The following is a 19,585-nucleotide window of genomic DNA, read 5'->3' as shown; positions in this document are numbered from 1 at the left end:
TGGCTAAATAAAAAAATCAGGGGTAGAACATTATGCTGGGTATCCTCCCCAAGTCCGTCATTTAACGAACTCGGGAAAAGATACAACAGCTTCTGTTCCTACCCCTTTTGTGCTTGTAAAACTGATTTGTCCATTCATCGCTTCCACGATGCGGAAGGTAACCATCATACCTAGCCCAGTGCCTTTGATTTTATTGGAGAAATACGGTTCTCCCAATCGGGACAAAGCTTCCTCACTCATCCCTTCACCATTATCTCTGACATGCACTTTAACTTTACCATCCTGTGAGTACGCCCAGATATCAATCTGACCTTGTCCTCCTTGAAATGCCTCAATACTATTTTTAATAATGTTGATAAAGGCCTGTTTGAACTTAGAAGAATTTCCACGAATATAAATATTCGGCGGGATATCGGTTGTAATTTTCCCGCCTTCCAGATTCGCCATTGGTACAAGTATACCTTCGATGTGATCAAATTCATCTGATATATTCAGTGAAATAATGTGATCGAATTCCGGTTTGGCAAAAGTCAGAAAATCCGTAATAATGCCGGAAGCCCGGTCGAGTTCTTCCAATGCAATGCGCACATATCCTTTATTTTTGTTGTCCTCCTGCTCTGTCATAAGTTGCAGGAATCCTCGCGTCACCTGAAGCGGGTTACGCACCTCGTGAGCAACCGATGCGGCAAGCTCGCTAATGATTTCCATCTTTTCGGATCGCTGTAACTCGTTGTTGAATAGCTCCAGTTCCCTGGAGTACTCTAACACTTTGGTATGTTTTTCCGCAAACCGACTGCCAAGAATAGCAATCAACGAGATGACAAACGCAACCATGGACCATTTCCACCAGAGCAGGTGATACGCCCCATTGCGCTGATAGTACCAAAGAAGTTCCATGACACTGATTAGTGAAAATGTACCGAAACCAACCGCCAACAGGATCGCTTCACGGTTACGTTGCAGTGCCCGGGCTATCGTGCCAGCCAGCAGGATGGTCAGTACAATAACCAGTATAATGCCCACGACATGCTGTACGAACAAACTGTACAATAGATCCCATTGTCCACCCGATATCACGTAGACAAACAATGAAAATACAGAAACGATGGAATAGGCCCATTGAACCTTTCTCAATTTGGTGAATACCCCGTGTACACCGGGACCAATAACTTGTTCAAAGAAATAACAAAGTGCAGGCATCCCCAGCAACATGGCCAGATCAAACAGAATAGAATACAGGTCACCATATACTTGATAGAAGGTGTACAAGAATTGAGAGTAAGTGATCACCATTGTCCCGATGGAACCCATCACAACACATAGCGATATCCATAGTCCTTTATGAAACTGACCCAGAAAAAATGTGCAACTCAGCATAATCAGCGAGGTAAATACAAAAGTTGAACCCAAAATAATATCCATTAGCCCATTATGGAGATACTTCTCCTGCAGCATGGCATATGGTCCGACCTGGACATCACCTTGAATGCCCAACCATCCTCTCTCATTTTGCGCCCAAATATAGAGTGTTTTCCCCGAATTTTCTGCAGATAGCGGTAAAAAAACAGCATTATTGTCGTAATTATAATGGTAATTCTCATATACTTTCCGATCTTCAAGATAGATGACAATATGAGTACCTTTAATATTTTCGAAACGAATCGCTGAACTTCCGTCAGTCATATGGGGAATTGTCAAACGTGTCCACAAAGAACCGGATGGTTCTTTGCTACTGTCTACAATTCGCTCAGTACTTCGTTTCTCCCATATCTCGTCCTGGCCCATAACCTCACTAATGAAGCCCTGATCTCCAGCGTTCCCCCATTTCACTTCCCATCCTGTAACGGATACAGGCCGCTGAATCTCTTCTGGTGCGGCAAGTACAAGTCCATGCGGCATACACAGAATCGTCCATATCGTCATCCACAAGATGATAATAGCTTTGGGCACATTTCTCATTCACAGCACCTCAAAGTTTTTATTTTCGGTTCTTCATTTCTCCCTCACCCTATCAATTCGCCACCGTTTATCATGTCACCTTCTTACATAATTTCAAAATTCACATATAAGTAGATTTATAGTCTTTTTTCCATTTTATTGTTATATATATCTTTAATTTCGTAAGTCCTCAAACTGATTTTCAATCATTTCACGTTCCTTCTGTTCCACCTTCGTTCGAAACTCCAGCCACTGCTCCGTTTCTTCATCATCGTAAATAGTCCATATATCAGAGAACAAAAAATCACGTAATTGAACAACTTGACCTGACCATATACCGCCAACCCAGAACAATCCATCCGGACGACGAATGACAGTACGAGAAAACCCGGGTGTGGACGCTTTCTGTCCGATCCGAATACGTGTGATCATATTGCCTAATGTGTACCAGTCCACGCTGCACCCCTCCTTGAGTAGTCATGCTTCATCATAACATAGGCAAAACAAGAAATGCTGTAAAAACGGCTGGGACGATTCAATCCAGTGGATCATGTGTAATGGTTTTTCAAAGCAAAACTCACTAAACAAGGAGATGATTATAATGAATGAGCCTCATCGCACAGTAGAAGTTGAACATAAGGATGTGCAGCACAAATCGGATTCAAGTGTGGTCGCCTCTACATTTATTAAATATGCCGCATATATCATTATCTTCTTTGGATTTCTCTACTTCCTTGTGAAATATGTATTCCCGAAATTTTAACGAACTCCTGACATAACCTGGTCTATTTATGGGGACAATATCATGCTAGGTATGATGATTACACGATGAAATGATGGTTTTAGAATGTAGAATTCGTTGTACTATTAACCCGTATGAAAGGAAGTGCTGATGATGTCTGATAAACCAATTAGCAACGCGGAAAGTGACCGCTATTATGACCGTTACCAGAGGTCCCGTGATATTCCGCCTGAAACCGAAGTACCCGAAGGAGACATGGATACCTTTGATGAAGTTTCTGGACGCCGCATTGAAATTGAAATGGAAGATTCGGAACTTCCACCCGTTGTTTCATCAGCTGCAGACGAAGAAGGTTTGGAATCCCGCTTGACGGAAACTCCACTGGAATCTGTACCCGATGCAGATCTGGTGCAACCGGGCAGTCCGGTTGACCCTGCCGCACCCGACCCCGACGCCCTGCATGGCACGGATCTGCTAAACGGGGCTGGAGCTGACGCCAAACCACAACGGAATATCCTGCCGCCACGTTAAACGTATTGATTTGCATATTCTCACACTAGGAGGTGCTGACATGACCCAAAACAAAAAGGAAGAACAGGTCAAGAAAAACAACAACCTTGTTACTGAGCGGGATATCGATCCTGATTTTGGCCTCTTTACAGAAGATTCTTTCCCTGGTGCACTGGAAGATGAAGATCAGCGCGGTGCGATTAAGCATGCCATTCCCGAAGAGCAGACTTCTGATGAACCCTCTTCGGATCATAAATGAAGTAAATAATTATAAGTATAAACGTTGTGATCTATTGTACAAATATGTATGTATAGACTCTGCGCTGAATATGAGAAAAGTGATGCTGGAGAACCCCTTAACAAGGGGTTTCTTTTATTTTCACTTCAAAGCTGGCTCCGGTTTCTATAGAAAAAAAGATGACAACTGCATTTCCAGCATCATCTTCTTCCTATATTATAACGATTACTTCTCTACTGGCTTAGTTACTCCTGGAAGCTTCTGCTCCAACCTGGACCACTTCACCACTATAGCAGTAGCCAGAAGCGCAAGACCGTTAATGATAAATATCCAGCGAATCGGCAGCGAGCCGCCAAGGACACCGCCGATAATCGGCCCTGCCATCGTTCCGATCTGGGCTGCAGACTGGTTCAGACTAAAAGCCCGTCCCCGAAATGCCGGTTCAGTCACCTGCACAATCATCGCATTGATCGCAGGAAACACAGCCGCAAAAAAGAGTCCGTAGACAAATCTCAGGATGCCAAATGCAACATAACCTGTTGTAAAAAACTGCAACAGATTACCCACTGCTCCGCCAATTAGTCCAATCACTAACACTTTTCCAAAACCGATCCTTGATCCAAGCTTGCCCCAGCGGGGAGCCATAATGACCGTCGCCACTCCTACCGCCGAGAAAATAATCCCCGAGCTTAAGGAAGCCCGATCAGGCTGAACGCCCATCTCCATGACATACACGGTTAATAGCGGCTCGAGAATCATAACAGAAAAGGTACAGATGCCCATCATGCCAAGCACGGTGACAAACACACGATTCGCTCTCGCTTCACGGATATCATCCATAACATGGGAACGAGCCTTGTTACGATTAAAATTCTCTTCCTTAACCCAGAAGGTTGCAATGATCGCAGACACCAGCACGACTATTGCCGAAAATAGGAACGCACTCCGGTTGCCATAATAATGGCTGACAAGCCCACCAATCAGTGGACCGATGATACCACCTGTAGCCCCCGCGGTCGACATAATTCCCAAAGCATATCCGGTCTTCTCCTCAGGTGTGTTCGTGCCTACAAGGGCAATCGCTGCAGGAACAAATCCGGCAAGCAACCCTTGAAACAAACGAACCACAATCAGTGAATACGGATCTTGTACAAAAAAATTAATCAGATACAGGACAGCCAAGCTGTACCCTGATCGAATTAACATCGGCTTACGCCCATATTTATCGGCCAATGATCCCCAGAAGGGTGATACAAGAGCGCTTGCAAGAAAGGTAATGCCAAACGAAAGGCCTGACCAGAGTTCCAGATGATTGTGAACGCCCAGATCACTGCTTAAAAATAAGGGAAGAAAAGGAATTGAAATTGAATACGCCGTACTGCAAAAAAAGACACCGATCCATAAAATGATCAGATTACGCTTCCACGAGAAGTTCATATACCCGCCCGTCCTTTCCGTAACTGACGCCGGGACTGCCGTGTTTGGAGCGGACGGAACAGACCCGTACGTCCCCCTGATGCGGAAGCATTTTCCTTATTTTACACCCATGCTCTCATGATGACCATCCCCAGTTCACCGAATTAACACGGCTTGCATTGCCATTCAGAGCCTAGAAACGGTATGATAGTTGAAGAATTAACCAAACTATATTGGATGAGATTTCGTTATAACAACGAACCAAGGAGGAACATATTGATGTCTTTACGATGGAAAAAAACAACCGCAGTCTCGCTTGTCTTTGCGATGCTGCTGATCGTTATGAGCGGATGCGTACGCCCGGCAAGCAATGCTACACAAACTCCGGTTCCAGCAGCACCAGAGGGCCCTAATCCTGTAGCTACGATTGAGATGCAGGACGGACAGAAGATCGTCATTGAGCTGTATCCGGAGATTGCCCCCAATACGGTGTATAATTTTATCTCACTGGCGAACAAAGGCTTTTATGATGGCCTGATCTTCCATCGGGTTATTCCAGGCTTTATGATTCAAGGCGGTGATCCGGATGGCAAAGGTACAGGTGGACCAGGCTATGCGATCAAAGGTGAATTTACCTCTAACGGTCATAAAAATCATCTGAAGCATACGCGCGGAGTGATTTCGATGGCACGCCAATCTGACAATCTCGATTCTGCAGGATCTCAATTCTTCATTATGCTGGCTGATGCTGATTATTTGGATAACTCTTATGCTACTTTTGGTAAAGTCACCGAAGGAATGGATGTAGTTGATGGAATTGCAGCTCAGCAGATTGGCGAAGGAGACAAGCCGGTTACGGACCAAGTCATGAAAAAAGTAACTGTTGATACACACGGACTGGAATATCCAGAACCTGTGAAGATTACGGAGGAGAAGAAGTAACCTCTCTTCTATGAACAAACAAAAGCTCTGTTCTGTGCATGTGTCACATAGCAGAGCTTATTTAATGATAACGTTTACATCGATAACTAGATCAAACCTCTTTTTTGGATGTGAGTAGCACTTCAATGCATCCATCCCAACAAATCCAGCCACCCGATAACCGCAATCCATAGTGGGAAACTAAAGGCCATCCCCCATGCAAGCCCTTTCAACAAACTACGGTTTGCCTCCATGAACAACGACTCCTTTCTTCAGGGAATAGTCGTAGTATCGGTACCATTATATGGTTTTATACCTGTCTTCATTCGCCGTGACATGCCCTTTTTCCTGCGCCTGCTCTGTAACTTCATGGAATGCACAACACGAACCTGATATACTATGACTACAATAACGATATGGATGATGATTCATGTTTTGAAGGGAGATTTTCCAAGTGGCTAAATCCAAAAAACATACTCCTGCGCCCAAGGCGCAGAATCAGGACAAACCAACCACGCTGAAAGATCTGCTGAGCAGTGATGTGCTCGAGAAGCTAAAAGCACAAGCTGACGAAGCCAAAGCTGCTGAAGCAGAGCGTAAAGAACAAGAGCGTTTACAGGCAGAGGAAGCTCGCAAGGCGGAGCAGAAGCGCCGGGACAATGACTTTGAATACCTGCTGAATAACAGCTCCATGGACTGGAAGAAACATAAGTAACCAAGGGAGCAAAAAGAGAATATAACGCTACTCTGGAGACAGGGTCCGAATTGGGCTCTGTTTTTCTATATGTACACATATGATTCACCTCCCTCATGTCGGGTATTTAGAAATAGAGTGTTCAAGGATAATTCATACATGGAGGGATCAATGAATGGCTGAACAACGGTTGGAAGGCAAAGTAGCAATTGTTACTGGAGGCGGCTCAGGTATTGGTCAGGCCTCTGCAATTCGATTCGCAGAGCAAGGTGCCAAAGTATACATGTTAGATCGTACACCCGAGAACGCAGAGGAAACGAAACAGATCATTGAAACATCCGGTGGCGAAGCTTACGTGATCGAATGTGATATCTCCAAGCCGGAACATGTAGAGAAAGCCATAAACCAGGCGGCAACCGAAGCAGGCAAGCTGGATATCGTTTTTGCTAATGCAGGGATTAATGGCGCCATGGCTCCAATTGAAACGATGAAAATCGAAGATTGGGATCAGACGATGGAGATTAACATGCGTGGCACGTTTGCAACCGTGAAGTATGCGATCCCTCATCTGAAAGAGCGTGGCGGCAGTATTATTATTACGAGTTCCATTAACGGCAACCGGGTATTCTCCGGCATCGGATTTTCTGCATACGCTTCCAGCAAAGCGGGTCAAACGGCTTTCACCAAAATGGCTGCACTGGAGCTGGCTCGCTACAAGATTCGTGTCAACGCCGTTTGTCCAGGGGCAATCGATACCAACATTGACGACAATACGTATCCATCAGATGATCTGAAAGATGTTCAGATTCCAGTAGAGTTTCCTGAGGGACATGAGCATCCACTCAAGGGTGATCCTGGAACATCGGAGCAAGTCGCCAATCTGGTACTGTTCCTCGCTTCAGATGAAGCCTCTCATGTAACAGGCACACGAATCTACGTGGACGGCGCCGAATCCCTTCTGCGCGGATGAAGTTATTAATTTACACCCCCACTCCGATGACAGAAATATAACAAACCCGCAAATGCTCTGGATAGCCAGAAGGTTTGCGGGTTATCTTAATTAAAATTCACTTCAGGAAAATTAGCTTTTGGAATGCATCTGCGTTTGCTTTACCTTTTTTCCACTGATTCGTTTCAGCCACTCCGGAATCGCAAAGAGCACCAGGTATAACAAGGAGAATAACACCAGAGCCAGAACCTCTTCTCCAAGAATGTAGACCGGATAAGGCCCAAGCATATCTAAGACAGACGGTGTGCCCGGTTTATGTCTCAAAAACATATAATTCGCATCGAGCAATACATCAATACCGTATACCACGAGCGCCGCAATATTTACAAATATCATGGAGCCAGCAACAGATCGCCATCCAGGACGAATTTGTTCCACCCAAGTCATATAGAGCAGAGCAAGAATGATCATCGCATGTGCGACAAAGAATTGAATGAAGCGGAAATGAGCAAAAGCATAACCGAGATTCGGCGTAACGATGGCCATCAGAGCACCTGCGATACCTGAAAAAAGTAAGGCAGAATATAACCATTTTTTGCGTGTTAGTAATAACAACGCTGATAATAATAACGACAGGCTGCACAGTTCTAGCGGTAGTGAAGTCCGCAGACTCCAAATCCCTCCGTACACATACCAGATTTGCAGTACAATTTCACAACCGATCATAAACCCTGCCAGACCGATGCGCATGAACCGGCTTGAGCGTTCAGACATGAAACGAAGCCGATGCCTGTAAAGAAATAACAGGATAACAAGTGCAAAAATAATGATCATCGAACCAATATGTGAAGTCGAGAATGCCGCAAAAGGCTCTGCATCATACGGGTCAAGCCAAGGTGGGTAAGCCATGCCTTTCTTCTCTCCTTTTATTCTGGTTAACAGAGGTGACTTCTTATAACGTGAATGGTAACTTTTTCATTTTGCCACTGATCTCTACCCCTGTCCAGCTTCATTCAAATAAGTATTGTATTTTAAATATCTTTATGTTAAGATAAAACCAAGAACAAAACATACAAAAAGTTAGTAACTTTAAATTAAATACCTGTTTTCCACTCTTCATTCATTCTGACTTATTTTTCAGAACCTTAAGCTCTCTAGTACATTCAACAAACTTTCATAAGAATTCAACTCTATCTCTAGGAGGAATATATTATGCTAATCAAAGGGCTTCACCACGTTTCCGCGCTTACCGCACATGCAGATCAAAACTACCGTTTCTATACGGACATCATGGGCCTTCGTCTGATCAAAAAAACGGTCAATCAAGATGACGTTTCGGTCTATCACCTGTTTTATGGAGATGAGAAAGGAAATCCCGGCACAGAGCTTACCTTCTTCGAAATTCCGATGGCTGGGCGTACACGTGAAGGTGTAAACAGCATCTCTGCTACCTCACTTCGTGTGCCAAGTGATGCAGCTCTTGCGTATTGGGCACAACGCTTCGACGAATATGAAGTACCTCACGGCGAGATTGTGCAACGTGGAGGCCGTGCAACACTGGCATTCACAGACTTTGAAGGTATGCGGCTGATTCTCGTTTCCGATGAACATAACTCGGGTGTTGCCGGGGGTAAACCTTGGGATCGAAGCCCTGTGCCAGCAGAGTATGGCATCATTGGACTCGGCCCAATTCATCTGACTGTACGAGATGCTTCACTCACTACACCTGTTCTCACCGAGTTGCTTGGATTTAGAGCAAAAGGCAGCTACCCTGCGTTTACTCCAGGTCAACCTGATGTACTTGTGTTCGAATCTGGTGAAGGCGGCAGCGGTTCAGAAGTTCATTTGGAAGAACGCAACGATTTGGAACAAGAGCGGCCAGGTCGCGGCAGTGTGCACCATGTGGCATTCCGTGTAGACAATGAGGAAGAGTTAAGACAGTGGGTTGACCGAGTACATCAGTTCCACTTCCCAAGCTCCGGTTTTGTAGACCGCTTCTACTTCCGTTCCCTGTACTTCCGTGAAGCTAACGGTATTCTGTTTGAGCTTGCGACAGATGGCCCGGGATTCGATACGGACGAGGACTTCGCCACACTTGGAGAATCACTGGCGTTACCTCCGTTCCTGGAAGGACGCCGTGCTGAGATTGAAGCAAACCTGAAACCGCTGGATACCATGATCCGCTAATATTCGTGATTGTCCGGTAAGTCAACATTGAATGTTCAATAAAATGAAAATAAAACGATGATCACCACACAGCTCTGTATTCAAGACTTGAGTCAGAGGATGCCTGGTGAATCATCGTTTTTTATTAACCAGCATACATAGTCTGTTTTACTTGGTCAGATACGATGTAGTAAGTGGTACAAACAAGGCTGAACCTGGATCTTCGGATACAATCTCGACATACACAGCATCTGTACCTTTCACATCTACATCTAGACTCATCATACCGCTTTCCGGAGTGATATTGAACTTTTTGAGTGTCGCGAGATCCTGATCATAGATATGAATCTCCTGATTTCCCTTTAGTGCGGCAAGTTCCAAGTGCAGAGAAGAATACTTTTTACCCGTATTAATCTGGATATCATCCCCCTGCTTCGAAGGGTCATTATGAAGATAAACATCTTTGTAATCTTTGCCTTTGTATGTGGTATCCTTAGGATCTTTGGTGTGCCAAGCGGTAGATCCCAGTACGGACGTTCCAAGTACACTCAGCGTTACTTTGGTGTTTGTTACTGGCGCGGACCCATTCGTTCCACCGATGAGGACGGATGAAGTGGCACCGTCATAATTGATCTCTGTTCCAAGCAAAGTACCTACTGCACGAACCGGCAAATATGTGGTTCCGTTATATGTGATCGGCAGTACCGTCTTGCCATTCGCATCCTTCGCTGTCACTGTCTCACCATTTAATTTCAGGGTGATTTTGCTGTTGAGATACGCTTTGATTTGCTCCAAACCTGTAGCTGCGAGTGCACCTGTACCAATACCGAGTGTCAATGTGCCCACCATCAAACCAAGTACGACTTTTTTCTTCATCAAATTCCCTCCCAGACGTTTAAATGAGTTGTCCTTTATACATTTAAACGACTAAAGCGTGAATGTCAATTGTTTTCAGCATTTTTCCGTAACTTTTTTTATTTTCAGACAGCACAAAATGAGGCTGCAGTCACTCCTTTTTTTTCAGCCCCATCCAATGGTCACGCTTGCCATGGCATGTCCTATATTTTATTAGGTATTTACATCTAAGACCTCGTGCTGCAGCACAAGCTCATAGAATGCTCAATCAAATGATTCGTAGTATTCCTCTTCATATACTTCCATACTATATTTCAAGTCGTTCGCCTTCCATTCACCGTCCTGAAACACATAAGAAAACGTTAAATCGCCGGCATACAATCCTTCGCCATACGCACCCGATGTAGAAACAACAAGCTTTCCGCTCTCGACGCTATAATAAGTCACACGACCAAATTGTAACTTATCATTGTAGAGGCCATCACCGGCTCCCTTCTCCACATTGGAGGACTCGGCTGGAACCCCATCCACGGTAATATCTATGTTGATCTGGTCAGAGCCTGTAGTCACTTTGGACTCCACATGTTCTTTCACAATCTCATCCAAAGTCTGCATCTTCATTACTTCCAGTGTAACCGGATCAAGAATATGTGCCTGACCCAGATAAATTCCGGTGCCGTGTCCCTCTGAATACAACACCACAATCTCTTTTTTACCGTCGCCGTTCAAATCCAGTTCATGTACTTCAGGTTTGTATGATCCCCCCTCTGCTCTCCAATCACTAAATTCACGTTTCTTACCGTTAGCCTCAACCACAAGGCCATTATATATATATCCAGAGCCTTCGACGCTCATTGGGTACACTCGAACATCGTTATTCTCCGGTGCCACCGAAACATCATCTGCTTGAACTTGCATCATTTCTTTGTTGTTGCTCACTGCATCATTCATTCGATCGATATGGGAAGCCTCGGCCGCTACGGCCTGGCTGGATGATTCATCTATATTAAGCTGTTGTTGCGACTCATTTGTCGTTTTGGCAGTTGAAGTTACTGAAAGAGTAGCCACCGCCAAAATAATCATCAGCAGGATACCTGTCCAAGTTTTCAATATACTGGGCTCCTTCTTCTGTTGTGATAATCCTATTATATCGTCATTTATCGCCCGCGCGTTGCAATTTTGTTAATCTTTCTTAAAAAATCTTTACAAATCTTCAATCACACGAAAAAACATTCGTCTTTTACCATAATAAGCTAGGGCGTGTCTGAAAACTGTGAAGAAAGCAGATTTTGCCGAATTTTCGTTCCAAGCAAGGAAGTTTCTCGCAGGCGTGCCGGGGCACGTCAAGGGGAAGTGACGTAGCAGGGGGCGAAAAGGGGGTAAAAGATGTACTTCAGTAGGTTTCAAGACACGCCCTAATTTCCCGGAAAATAAAAAACACTCCGGAAGCAGCTTAAGGCTGCATCCGGAATGCTTTGGTTTTATCCAGTAACCGATCTGTTAATTGTCTTAACTCTTCTGCCGATGAAGATATTTCTTCCATGATTGCAGTCTCCTCATGCGCCGCATCCATGATGCGCTTCGCTTCATCAGAGAAGGACCCGGCTTTCCCCTGGATCTTCTTCACATGACCATGCGTTTGCTCCACACGCCCTGTCTGCTCCGCAATTTTGGAACCGATATCATGAGCGCCTTTCATAAACACTTCAACCGTGCCTGTCAATTCAAGCAACGTCTGATCTACGGAAACGGTTCGTTCCGACTCGTGGACAACTAGTCCATGCTGTTCATGGCTAAGCTCCACGGTTTCTCGAATTCGTTGCTGTACGCGACTAATCAGTTCATTAATACGATGCACCGAATCTTTACTCTCATCAGCGAGTTTCCGAATCTGCTGCGCTACAACGGCAAATCCTGCGCCCTCTTCTCCTGCACGCGCCGCTTCAATCGAAGCATTCAAGGCGAGTAACCCTGTTTCTTCAGCAATATTTTTAACCGAATGTGTAATCACTTCGATATCGGAAGCTTCCTTCTCCAAGAGCAGCATAATATCACGGGAACGATTGTGAGACTCGGCCAGTTCGTTCATGCCTTTCATCAATGATGAGAAGGTTTCTTTCGTATGACCCACTGATTGTTCCATCTTACCCGACAGTTCGGTCATGCCCAAAGACTGATGTTGCATCTTCTGAAAATCATTTAACATTTCATCGGCGGTAATCAATGAATGCTGGGAAGTCACTTTCTGATCCTCTACGCCAACCGCAATATGATCCACCGCCTCAGACATCATCTCGATCTGTTCCGCTGCCTGGGTGATAGCTTCACTTAATGACTGGGCGTTCTGAGAGGTTGTTCGTGTACTATCCGCAATATCATTCACGATACTCCTCAGATTAGAAACCATTACGTTGAACGCATCATATAATACGGTAAGCTCGTCTTGCGTACGTCGCTGCGGAATCTCTGTGGTCAAATCGCCGGAAGATACCTGCTGTGCTGCACGAGATAGCTGAACAATCGGACGAGTTAGATAGCGGGAAGCAATCCAGCCGAGAATTCCGTTCCAACATACTCCCATAAGCAAAATGATAGATATGTACAGCCAGTTTGGCATATCAAATGAAATCCAATCTTTTACAAAGAAAATAAAAAAGCCACTAGTTCCGTACGTAATAATTGAAATTAGTACCAAACCTGCGACAGTCTTTGCCCCTAAAGTCCATTTCATGTTCGCACCCCGTAGTCCTTTTTTCCTATTTTACCAATCTTGTACCAAATCCCCTGTGACAAACATCACTGAAAACGCTCTATTTACCTTTTACATGTCGTCCATGCATGACTTTCATACCATAAAGCTCATAATGAATAGACAAGCTTAGGTACCCCTCCCTTGTTGCTGTAATTCATGATATGAAATTTTAAATTCCCCAATTTAAATTATTATCGGTTTCAACGAAAGAATCATTTAGCTTGGCATCTATTTTGCTTAAATGATATACTGAGTGCGCTTCAGCAATGCTGGAGCCGAACTATTTTTATGATGCCACTGGAGGCGAACGAGATGTCTACTATGTCCACACGGACGGAGAAAGATTTTATCGGCGAAAAAGAAATTCCAGCTTATGCGTACTATGGAATTCAGACGGTGCGGGCTGTAGAGAACTTCCCGATTACCGGCGTTCCGGTTCATCGCGAACTGATCACGGCACTGGCTGCTGTTAAAAAAGCGGCGGCGATGGCGAACATGGAACTGAAAATGCTCCCAAACAAAATTGGGGAAGTCATCATCATGGCAGCGGATGAAATGATGAAAGGCCATCATCTCGATCATTTTATTGTAGACTCCATTCAGGGCGGTGCAGGCACCTCCATGAATATGAATATCAACGAAATTTTGGCCAATCGCGGACTTGAGCTGTTAACCAAAAACAAGGGAGACTACTTCCACTGTAACCCCAACAATCATGTGAACATGTCTCAGTCTACCAATGACGTTGTGCCAACTGCGCTGCGCATTGCGGCTTATCAGCTCTCGGAGACCCTGCTGGGTACGATGAAAAAACTGCAGGAAGCCTTCCACAAAAAAGAAGTCGAGTTCAACGATGTTGTCAAAGTAGGACGTACCCACCTTCAGGATGCCGTGCCTATTCGCCTTGGACAAGAGTTCGGTGCTTATGCGCGCGTCATTGGACGGGATATTGAACGTCTTCAATATGCCAACAAGCGCATGCTTACAATCAACATGGGTGCAACAGCTGTAGGTACAGGACTCAATGCCAAACCGGAGTATATCGTTAAGGTTACCGAGTATCTGTCTGAGGTGACTGGCCTGCCGTTGCAGACCGCAGATGATTTGGTTGACGCTACCCAGAACACAGATGCGTATCTGGAACTCTCGGCGGCTCTGAAAGTATGTGCCGTCAGCCTCTCGAAAATCTGTAATGACATCCGCATGATGGCTTCAGGCCCGCGTGCCGGACTTAACGAACTGCTTCTGCCGCCACGTCAGCCGGGATCTTCCATTATGCCCGGGAAAGTCAATCCGGTCATGGCAGAGGTCATCAACCAGGTATCCTTCCAGGTTATGGGAAATGACCATACGATCTGTATGGCTTGTGAAGCTGGACAGTTTGAGCTGAATGTAATGGGCCCTGTTATTGCATTTAACCTGCTGCAATCACTGAAGATTATGAATAACGGAATTGATGTGTTTACACGCTACGCCGTGGAAGAGATGGAAGCCAATCGGGAGCGCTGCGAGCTAATCATGAAACAAAGTTTTAGTGTCGTGACTGCTTTGAACCCGCATCTTGGTTACAACGTAGCTGCTTCCATTGTAAAAGAAGCATTGAAAACCGGTATGACCCTGCAGGAAATTATATTGGAGCGAGGTTTGCTGACTCCAGAAGAATTGGAAGAGATCTTGCATCCAGAGCAGATGACCACGCCGGGGATTGCGGGAGAGTATTTCCTGCGTAATATGGAGCGCATGTAAACAAGCCGAACATATGAATCCAGATTGAAAATGCCAAAGAAGCCCTGTTATCCGTTGATCAACGGGTAACAGGGCTTCTTAAAGTATAATTTCACAGGATAAACTTCAGATATTTTAAAGAGTCGTTCAGACTTAACATGATAAGACATGTACACTTCAGGCCCAGCGTTTTCGTTCCAAGGATGACAGAATTCGAAGCTCCTCCCTGTATTTCGCAACGGTTCTTCGGGAAATGATGATCCCCTCGCCTTCAAGGAGAGCGGATAATTGACTGTCTGAGTATGGCTTGCTTAATTGCTCGGTTCGAATGATTTCCTTCAACCGCCGTTTGACGGCCGATGCAGACGTCTGCCCTCCAGATACCATCGTAATGCCGGAATCGAAAAAAGCCTTAACCTCATACACGCCATACGGAGTGTGTATGTATTTTCCGTTCACGGCCCGGCTAACTGTCGATTCATGCATCCGCACCTTCTCAGCAATCGCAGCCAGATTAAGCGGCGCCAGTGCAACAGGCCCCTCGCTCAAAAAGCGTTTTTGCTCTTCCATGATAGCCATCAGCACACGCAACAATGTCCTGCGCCGCTGTTGTACACTGCGCATAATGGCTCTCGCCTCTGTTGCCCGAGTCACCCAGATTTCACCCGGAGACGCCTCCTGTATCCAATTGCTGCATGCTTCATTCACAGATACGCGAGGATTGCCTGCCGCAAGCAGTTTGAGCACCATTTCCCCATGAACCATATCCACGACAGCATCAGGAACGATATAATGTGCACGTTCAGTACAACCTATCGATCGGCAAGGCTTGGGGTCCAACCGGGTAATATACTCGTATGCTGCTTGTGCTCCCCGCGAAGTTATACCAATCTTACCTGCTGTCCGTCCGGGATGAAAAGGAACCAGAGCCTCCAGACCTGCCTTCACAATACGTTCAGCATAAGGAACCGCTGCTGGATCACGCTGAATCTGCAACAACAAACATTCTTGCAGATCCCGCGCTCCTACACCCGGAGGGTCCAAAGACTGAAGCAAATCAATTCCTGCGTTCAGTTCGCTCGCGGACAATCCGAGTTCGACCTGTACTTCAGACAGCTCAACCTTCAAGTAACCATCGGCATTCACACATCCAGCCAAATAGACCGCCACCTTCTCCAGTCTATCTGGAATTTTCATCAACCGAATTTGCGAAGCAAGGAGTTGTTCCAGTGTAGGCGCTGTTCCTTTGGCCCGAAGCAAAGGGTCATAGGAAGTATACATGTGCTGGTTGTTTCGTCTAGATGACTTAAAAGAATAAACAGACTGTTCTTCCAGTTCAAGCAGCGGATTATCTGCTGCGGCATCCTGTAAATAACGACTCAGTTCCTGACCGGACAAGGTCAGCAAATGAAAGGACTGCTTCATTTCCGGCGTGATGGACAGCCGGAAGCGCTGTTCCTGCACCAACTGAACACCTAACATCCGATGCCCTCCTTATGTCATGCTGGACACTATTCATTGCGACATGATATTCATTGAACGGCGACTGGTTGACACAGAACACTTCGATGATAGAATAACTTGGAGCGTAACTGTGACCTCCCATTTTGTCTCTCTTTTCAAAAGGGTTTTGCAGGCATAATACCATACAGTTCCTGCATTGTCAGCATGTCAATACATACATGCAGCATCAAATGTCATTTAATATTTTTCAGACACCAGCTTCGCTTGGGTAAACAGCAGCAGATAATCCCTGCCCCCGGCTTTGGAATCTGTACCCGACATATTAAATCCACCAAATGGATGTGTTCCTACCAATGCTCCCGTACACTTGCGGTTGAAATACAGATTACCGGCAAAATATTCACGTCTTGCCTGCTCCAGATGTGCCCGATTGCGCGAGATCACGGCACCTGTCAGGCCATAATCTGTATTGTTGGCAATCTCCAGCGCATCTTGGAACGAATCGGCTTTGATGAAAGCGAGCACAGGGCCAAAAATCTCTTCCTGCGCAAGTCGAGCTTGCGGATCTACGTCCGCGATAATCGTTGGTTCGATGAAATAACCTGCAGCATCGCCTGTACTTCCGCCATGAACCAGCCGTCCTTCCCCTTTGCCAATTTCTATATATTCGGTGATCTTTGCATAGGCTTTATCGTCAATGACAGGGCCCATGTAATTTCCCACTTCAAGCGGACTACCCATCGTTAGTTTTTGTGTCCGTTCAATCACCTTTTTTAATACTTCATCATATACATCCTTATGAATAATGGCACGGGAGCACGCCGAACACTTTTGTCCCGAGAAACCAAAAGCCGAAGCTGTGATCGAATCGGCTGCGAGTTCCAGATCACTGTCACTGTCAACCACGATGGAATCCTTGCCGCCCATCTCGGCGATCACACGTTTGATCCACTTCTGTCCTGGAGCGGTGCGTGCAGCACGTTCATTAATCCGCAGACCGACATCGCGGGAACCCGTAAAACTGATAAAACGAGTCAGTGCATGATCGACAAGATAGTCACCCACCTCACTGCCTGGCCCTGGCAAGAAGTTCACTACCCCGTCTGGCAAACCCACTTCATCAAGCAGTTCCATGAACTTCGCAGCGATGACTGGTGTGGTGCTTGCCGGTTTTAACACCACCGTGTTGCCTGAAACTAAAGCAGCCGAGGTCATGCCTGCCATAATCGCCAGCGGGAAATTCCACGGCGGAATCACCACACCAACACCAAGCGGAATATACGTCAGTTCATTATCTTCACCGGCAATCCGTACAAGCGGCTGCGGCTCACTGAGGCGCTGCATTTCCCGTGCATAAAACTCCATAAAGTCAATCGCTTCGGCGGTATCTGCATCTGCTTCAGGCCAGGTTTTGCCCGCTTCATAGACCATCCAGGCGGAGAACTCATGCTTGCGGCGACGCATGATTGCAGCCGCTTTGTACAGATAACGGGCCCGTTCATTCGGGTCCGTATGTTTCCAGGTCTGGAACGTTTCCGCAGCCGTTTGGATAGCCTTCTCGGCCAGTTCTTGATCGGCTTGATGAATCGTTCCAATCACCTGATCCTTTGCAGCCGGGTTCACGGAGGTTAACGTGCGGTTGCCGGTTATTTTTTGCCCACCGATAATCATCGGATATTCCTGCCCCAGTTCGGATTCCACCTTGCGGAGCGCTTCCTCAAAGGCTTCCCGGTTCGCCTGCGCCGTAAAAGCTGTAAATGGTTCGTTAACAAAAGGGATATTCATCAATGATTCCTCCTTCAGGATGTGGGTTCTACTCACTTTATAAGTCTCACAAAGATAATTTACACGAGCACTCCGATGACAGAATAACCTTCCATTCGCTGTTATCCCCAGATTTTTTAGATTCCCTTCTCCAAAGGGAAAAATCCGGTGATAAGCGTATGCTTCCGATGCAGCTTTCTTTCAGAAAGCTTTTAGGCGACCGCTTCGCTTTTCTAGGTTTTTTCTGTCCTCTCCGTTACCTGTGTAAAAAGTTGTTCAACTTATATCGATCGCTGCATGGATTCAAGCAGCACTTACGTCTCATTCAAATATATGAAGCAAGAAGCGTGCCAACTCCGCTTAATAATGAAATATTTTTTTGATTTCACGGAGATAAAAATTTTCATAAAAATAAATAAGCGATACACAATGGCATACATCAGCTTTTGGCATGATTTTTGCTAGATATGTAAATACACAATCATGAATGTTTAGGGAGGAACCACGATGAGTGTCGGAACGGAACTATACCGCAAAACGTTGTTAACCGTAGCTGGCAATAAAGCTGTAGAGAACCTGTCTCTTAAATATGGTAAAAAGCTGGCTGGCAAGTTTATAGCTGGCAATACGCTGGAAGAGGCGCTGGAGGAAATTCGCGTTTTAAATAGCAAAGGCATTATGGCAACACTGGATCATCTGGGAGAGGGAATCACGCATCTGCGCGAGGCGGCACTTTACAGAGATGAATACGTGAGATTAGTTGAAGGCATAGCTCATAGCGGTGTGGACTCCAATGTTTCACTAAAACCAACCCAGATGGGGCTGGCACTTGATCCAGAAGAAGGATACCAGAATATTCGTGCAGTTGCCGCCCGAGCGAAGGAACATGAATTGTTCGTACGGATTGATATGGAGGACAGTCCGTTCACCCAAGCAACCCTTGATATCGTTCGAAGACTTCATGCGGAAGGACTGGATAACTCAGGTACCGTATTGCAGGCTTATCTGCATCGAACGGAAGAGGATACCCGTGATATGATTCGGGAAGGTATAAGGCTGCGTTTGGTCAAAGGAGCTTACAAAGAACCTGCAAGTGTCGCATATCAAAATACGTCCGAGGTCATCCACCAGTTCAAAACGATGATTCGTCATCATCTGGATCAAGGCGTTTATACCGCTGTGGCCTCGCATGATGATCACATCATTAACTGGACGAAACAATACGCAAAGGATCGGGATATCTCCCCTGAGGCCTTTGAATTCCAGATGTTATACGGTCTGCGCATGAGCGAGCAGGAACGTCTGGCACAGGAAGGTTATCGCATTCGTTGTTATGTCCCCTATGGCACGATGTGGTACCCGTATTATACCCGCCGTCTGGCAGAGAAACCTGCGAATCTCTGGATGGTTGTAAAGAACATGTTTCGCTAGAATTGATGTAAGAAATAAAC

The 19,585-nt window shown here is 45.7% G+C and carries 18 protein-coding genes; 9 read left to right on the top strand and 9 right to left on the bottom strand.

Going from position 1 to position 19,585, the window contains the following annotated elements:
* Nucleotides 1–57 precede the first annotated feature (57 nt).
* Both ABIE27_RS16295 and ABIE27_RS16290 read right to left on the bottom strand, forming a co-directional pair.
* Entirely contained in the window at nucleotides 58–1,959 is a 1,902-nt protein-coding gene (locus tag ABIE27_RS16295) for an ATP-binding protein (protein WP_429350971.1), read from the bottom strand.
* 153 nt (nucleotides 1,960–2,112) lie between these two features.
* Nucleotides 2,113–2,394, bottom strand: a complete 282-nt coding sequence (locus tag ABIE27_RS16290) for a hypothetical protein (RefSeq protein ID WP_090917871.1) — start codon at nucleotides 2,392–2,394, stop codon at nucleotides 2,113–2,115.
* Between the two features lie 145 nt (nucleotides 2,395–2,539).
* Here ABIE27_RS16290 and ABIE27_RS16285 point away from each other — a divergent pair, with 145 nt between their 5' ends.
* The 3 genes from ABIE27_RS16285 to ABIE27_RS16275 all read left to right on the top strand — a co-directional run bounded on the left by ABIE27_RS16285 (nucleotide 2,540) and on the right by ABIE27_RS16275 (nucleotide 3,449).
* On the top strand, nucleotides 2,540–2,701 hold the full coding sequence (locus ABIE27_RS16285; protein ID WP_192895060.1) for a hypothetical protein: 162 nt from the start codon (nucleotides 2,540–2,542) through the stop codon (nucleotides 2,699–2,701).
* A gap of 132 nt (nucleotides 2,702–2,833) precedes the next feature.
* Nucleotides 2,834–3,211: a hypothetical protein gene (locus ABIE27_RS16280; protein ID WP_240036667.1), complete on the top strand. Its 378-nt coding sequence runs from the start codon at nucleotides 2,834–2,836 to the stop codon at nucleotides 3,209–3,211.
* A gap of 40 nt (nucleotides 3,212–3,251) precedes the next feature.
* A complete protein-coding gene (locus tag ABIE27_RS16275; RefSeq protein ID WP_429350970.1) occupies nucleotides 3,252–3,449 on the top strand; it encodes a hypothetical protein in 198 nt (65 codons plus the stop codon).
* 204 nt (nucleotides 3,450–3,653) lie between these two features.
* Here ABIE27_RS16275 and ABIE27_RS16270 read toward each other — a convergent pair whose 3' ends face one another.
* A complete protein-coding gene (locus ABIE27_RS16270; protein WP_429350969.1) occupies nucleotides 3,654–4,865 on the bottom strand; it encodes an MFS transporter in 1,212 nt (403 codons plus the stop codon).
* A 258-nt stretch (nucleotides 4,866–5,123) separates the two neighbouring features.
* On the opposite strand from ABIE27_RS16270, the gene ABIE27_RS16265 reads away from it, so the two are divergent.
* From ABIE27_RS16265 to ABIE27_RS16255, 3 genes are all read left to right on the top strand, one after another.
* The gene (locus ABIE27_RS16265) at nucleotides 5,124–5,786 is read left to right on the top strand and encodes a peptidylprolyl isomerase (RefSeq protein WP_123063134.1); all 663 of its coding nucleotides are present in this window, start codon (nucleotides 5,124–5,126) and stop codon (nucleotides 5,784–5,786) included.
* Nucleotides 5,787–6,219: 433 nt separating this feature from the next.
* Nucleotides 6,220–6,480 (top strand): YqkE family protein, encoded by a 261-nt coding sequence (locus ABIE27_RS16260; protein WP_123063133.1) that lies wholly within the window; start codon nucleotides 6,220–6,222, stop codon nucleotides 6,478–6,480.
* 154 nt (nucleotides 6,481–6,634) lie between these two features.
* On the top strand, nucleotides 6,635–7,429 hold the full coding sequence (locus ABIE27_RS16255; RefSeq protein WP_123063132.1) for an SDR family oxidoreductase: 795 nt from the start codon (nucleotides 6,635–6,637) through the stop codon (nucleotides 7,427–7,429).
* A 111-nt stretch (nucleotides 7,430–7,540) separates the two neighbouring features.
* Here the strand turns inward: ABIE27_RS16255 and ABIE27_RS16250 are convergent, their stop codons facing one another.
* Nucleotides 7,541–8,317, bottom strand: coding sequence for a TIGR02206 family membrane protein (locus ABIE27_RS16250; RefSeq protein ID WP_429350968.1), 777 nt, complete (start codon nucleotides 8,315–8,317; stop codon nucleotides 7,541–7,543).
* Between the two features lie 303 nt (nucleotides 8,318–8,620).
* On the opposite strand from ABIE27_RS16250, the gene ABIE27_RS16245 reads away from it, so the two are divergent.
* Nucleotides 8,621–9,595, top strand: a complete 975-nt coding sequence (locus ABIE27_RS16245) for a ring-cleaving dioxygenase (RefSeq protein ID WP_429350967.1) — start codon at nucleotides 8,621–8,623, stop codon at nucleotides 9,593–9,595.
* A 147-nt stretch (nucleotides 9,596–9,742) separates the two neighbouring features.
* Here ABIE27_RS16245 and ABIE27_RS16240 read toward each other — a convergent pair whose 3' ends face one another.
* From ABIE27_RS16240 to ABIE27_RS16230, 3 genes are all read right to left on the bottom strand, one after another.
* A complete protein-coding gene (locus tag ABIE27_RS16240) occupies nucleotides 9,743–10,450 on the bottom strand; it encodes a stalk domain-containing protein (protein ID WP_123063129.1) in 708 nt (235 codons plus the stop codon).
* Nucleotides 10,451–10,693: 243 nt separating this feature from the next.
* A complete protein-coding gene (locus ABIE27_RS16235) occupies nucleotides 10,694–11,539 on the bottom strand; it encodes a hypothetical protein (RefSeq protein ID WP_123063128.1) in 846 nt (281 codons plus the stop codon).
* Between the two features lie 343 nt (nucleotides 11,540–11,882).
* On the bottom strand, nucleotides 11,883–13,160 hold the full coding sequence (locus tag ABIE27_RS16230; RefSeq protein ID WP_429350966.1) for a methyl-accepting chemotaxis protein: 1,278 nt from the start codon (nucleotides 13,158–13,160) through the stop codon (nucleotides 11,883–11,885).
* 333 nt (nucleotides 13,161–13,493) lie between these two features.
* Between ABIE27_RS16230 and ABIE27_RS16225 the strand changes: the two genes are divergently transcribed.
* On the top strand, nucleotides 13,494–14,927 hold the full coding sequence (locus tag ABIE27_RS16225) for an aspartate ammonia-lyase (protein ID WP_429350965.1): 1,434 nt from the start codon (nucleotides 13,494–13,496) through the stop codon (nucleotides 14,925–14,927).
* Between the two features lie 156 nt (nucleotides 14,928–15,083).
* Here ABIE27_RS16225 and rpoN read toward each other — a convergent pair whose 3' ends face one another.
* Entirely contained in the window at nucleotides 15,084–16,388 is a 1,305-nt protein-coding gene (gene rpoN / locus ABIE27_RS16220; RefSeq protein WP_123063125.1) for an RNA polymerase factor sigma-54, read from the bottom strand.
* Between the two features lie 219 nt (nucleotides 16,389–16,607).
* Nucleotides 16,608–18,155, bottom strand: a complete 1,548-nt coding sequence (gene pruA, locus ABIE27_RS16215) for an L-glutamate gamma-semialdehyde dehydrogenase (protein WP_123063124.1) — start codon at nucleotides 18,153–18,155, stop codon at nucleotides 16,608–16,610.
* Between the two features lie 486 nt (nucleotides 18,156–18,641).
* Here pruA and ABIE27_RS16210 point away from each other — a divergent pair, with 486 nt between their 5' ends.
* Nucleotides 18,642–19,565 (top strand): proline dehydrogenase family protein, encoded by a 924-nt coding sequence (locus ABIE27_RS16210; RefSeq protein WP_123063123.1) that lies wholly within the window; start codon nucleotides 18,642–18,644, stop codon nucleotides 19,563–19,565.
* Nucleotides 19,566–19,585: the final 20 nt, after the last annotated feature.

Origin of the sequence: Paenibacillus sp. 4624, from assembly GCF_050435065.1 — a bacterium.
In the GTDB taxonomy this organism is placed as follows: Bacteria; Bacillota; Bacilli; order Paenibacillales; family Paenibacillaceae; genus Paenibacillus; species Paenibacillus amylolyticus_D.
Note: the sequence above shows the minus strand (reverse complement) of the source record. Positions and strands in the feature narration are given on the sequence as shown.

Excerpts from the sequence above, each read along its gene's own strand:
- ABIE27_RS16295 (WP_429350971.1), bottom strand. The coding sequence starts at position 1,959 with ATGAGAAATGTGCCCAAAGCTATTATCATCTTGTGGATGACGATATGG.
- ABIE27_RS16255 (WP_123063132.1), top strand. The coding sequence starts at position 6,635 with ATGGCTGAACAACGGTTGGAAGGCAAAGTAGCAATTGTTACTGGAGGC.
- ABIE27_RS16225 (WP_429350965.1), top strand. The coding sequence starts at position 13,494 with ATGTCTACTATGTCCACACGGACGGAGAAAGATTTTATCGGCGAAAAA.
- ABIE27_RS16230 (WP_429350966.1), bottom strand. The coding sequence starts at position 13,160 with ATGAAATGGACTTTAGGGGCAAAGACTGTCGCAGGTTTGGTACTAATT.
- ABIE27_RS16285 (WP_192895060.1), top strand. The coding sequence starts at position 2,540 with ATGAATGAGCCTCATCGCACAGTAGAAGTTGAACATAAGGATGTGCAG.
- ABIE27_RS16275 (WP_429350970.1), top strand. The coding sequence starts at position 3,252 with ATGACCCAAAACAAAAAGGAAGAACAGGTCAAGAAAAACAACAACCTT.
- pruA (WP_123063124.1), bottom strand. The coding sequence starts at position 18,155 with ATGAATATCCCTTTTGTTAACGAACCATTTACAGCTTTTACGGCGCAG.
- ABIE27_RS16250 (WP_429350968.1), bottom strand. The coding sequence starts at position 8,317 with ATGGCTTACCCACCTTGGCTTGACCCGTATGATGCAGAGCCTTTTGCG.
- ABIE27_RS16265 (WP_123063134.1), top strand. The coding sequence starts at position 5,124 with ATGTCTTTACGATGGAAAAAAACAACCGCAGTCTCGCTTGTCTTTGCG.
- ABIE27_RS16280 (WP_240036667.1), top strand. The coding sequence starts at position 2,834 with ATGTCTGATAAACCAATTAGCAACGCGGAAAGTGACCGCTATTATGAC.
- rpoN (WP_123063125.1), bottom strand. The coding sequence starts at position 16,388 with ATGTTAGGTGTTCAGTTGGTGCAGGAACAGCGCTTCCGGCTGTCCATC.
- ABIE27_RS16210 (WP_123063123.1), top strand. The coding sequence starts at position 18,642 with ATGAGTGTCGGAACGGAACTATACCGCAAAACGTTGTTAACCGTAGCT.
- ABIE27_RS16240 (WP_123063129.1), bottom strand. The coding sequence starts at position 10,450 with ATGAAGAAAAAAGTCGTACTTGGTTTGATGGTGGGCACATTGACACTC.
- ABIE27_RS16270 (WP_429350969.1), bottom strand. The coding sequence starts at position 4,865 with ATGAACTTCTCGTGGAAGCGTAATCTGATCATTTTATGGATCGGTGTC.
- ABIE27_RS16245 (WP_429350967.1), top strand. The coding sequence starts at position 8,621 with ATGCTAATCAAAGGGCTTCACCACGTTTCCGCGCTTACCGCACATGCA.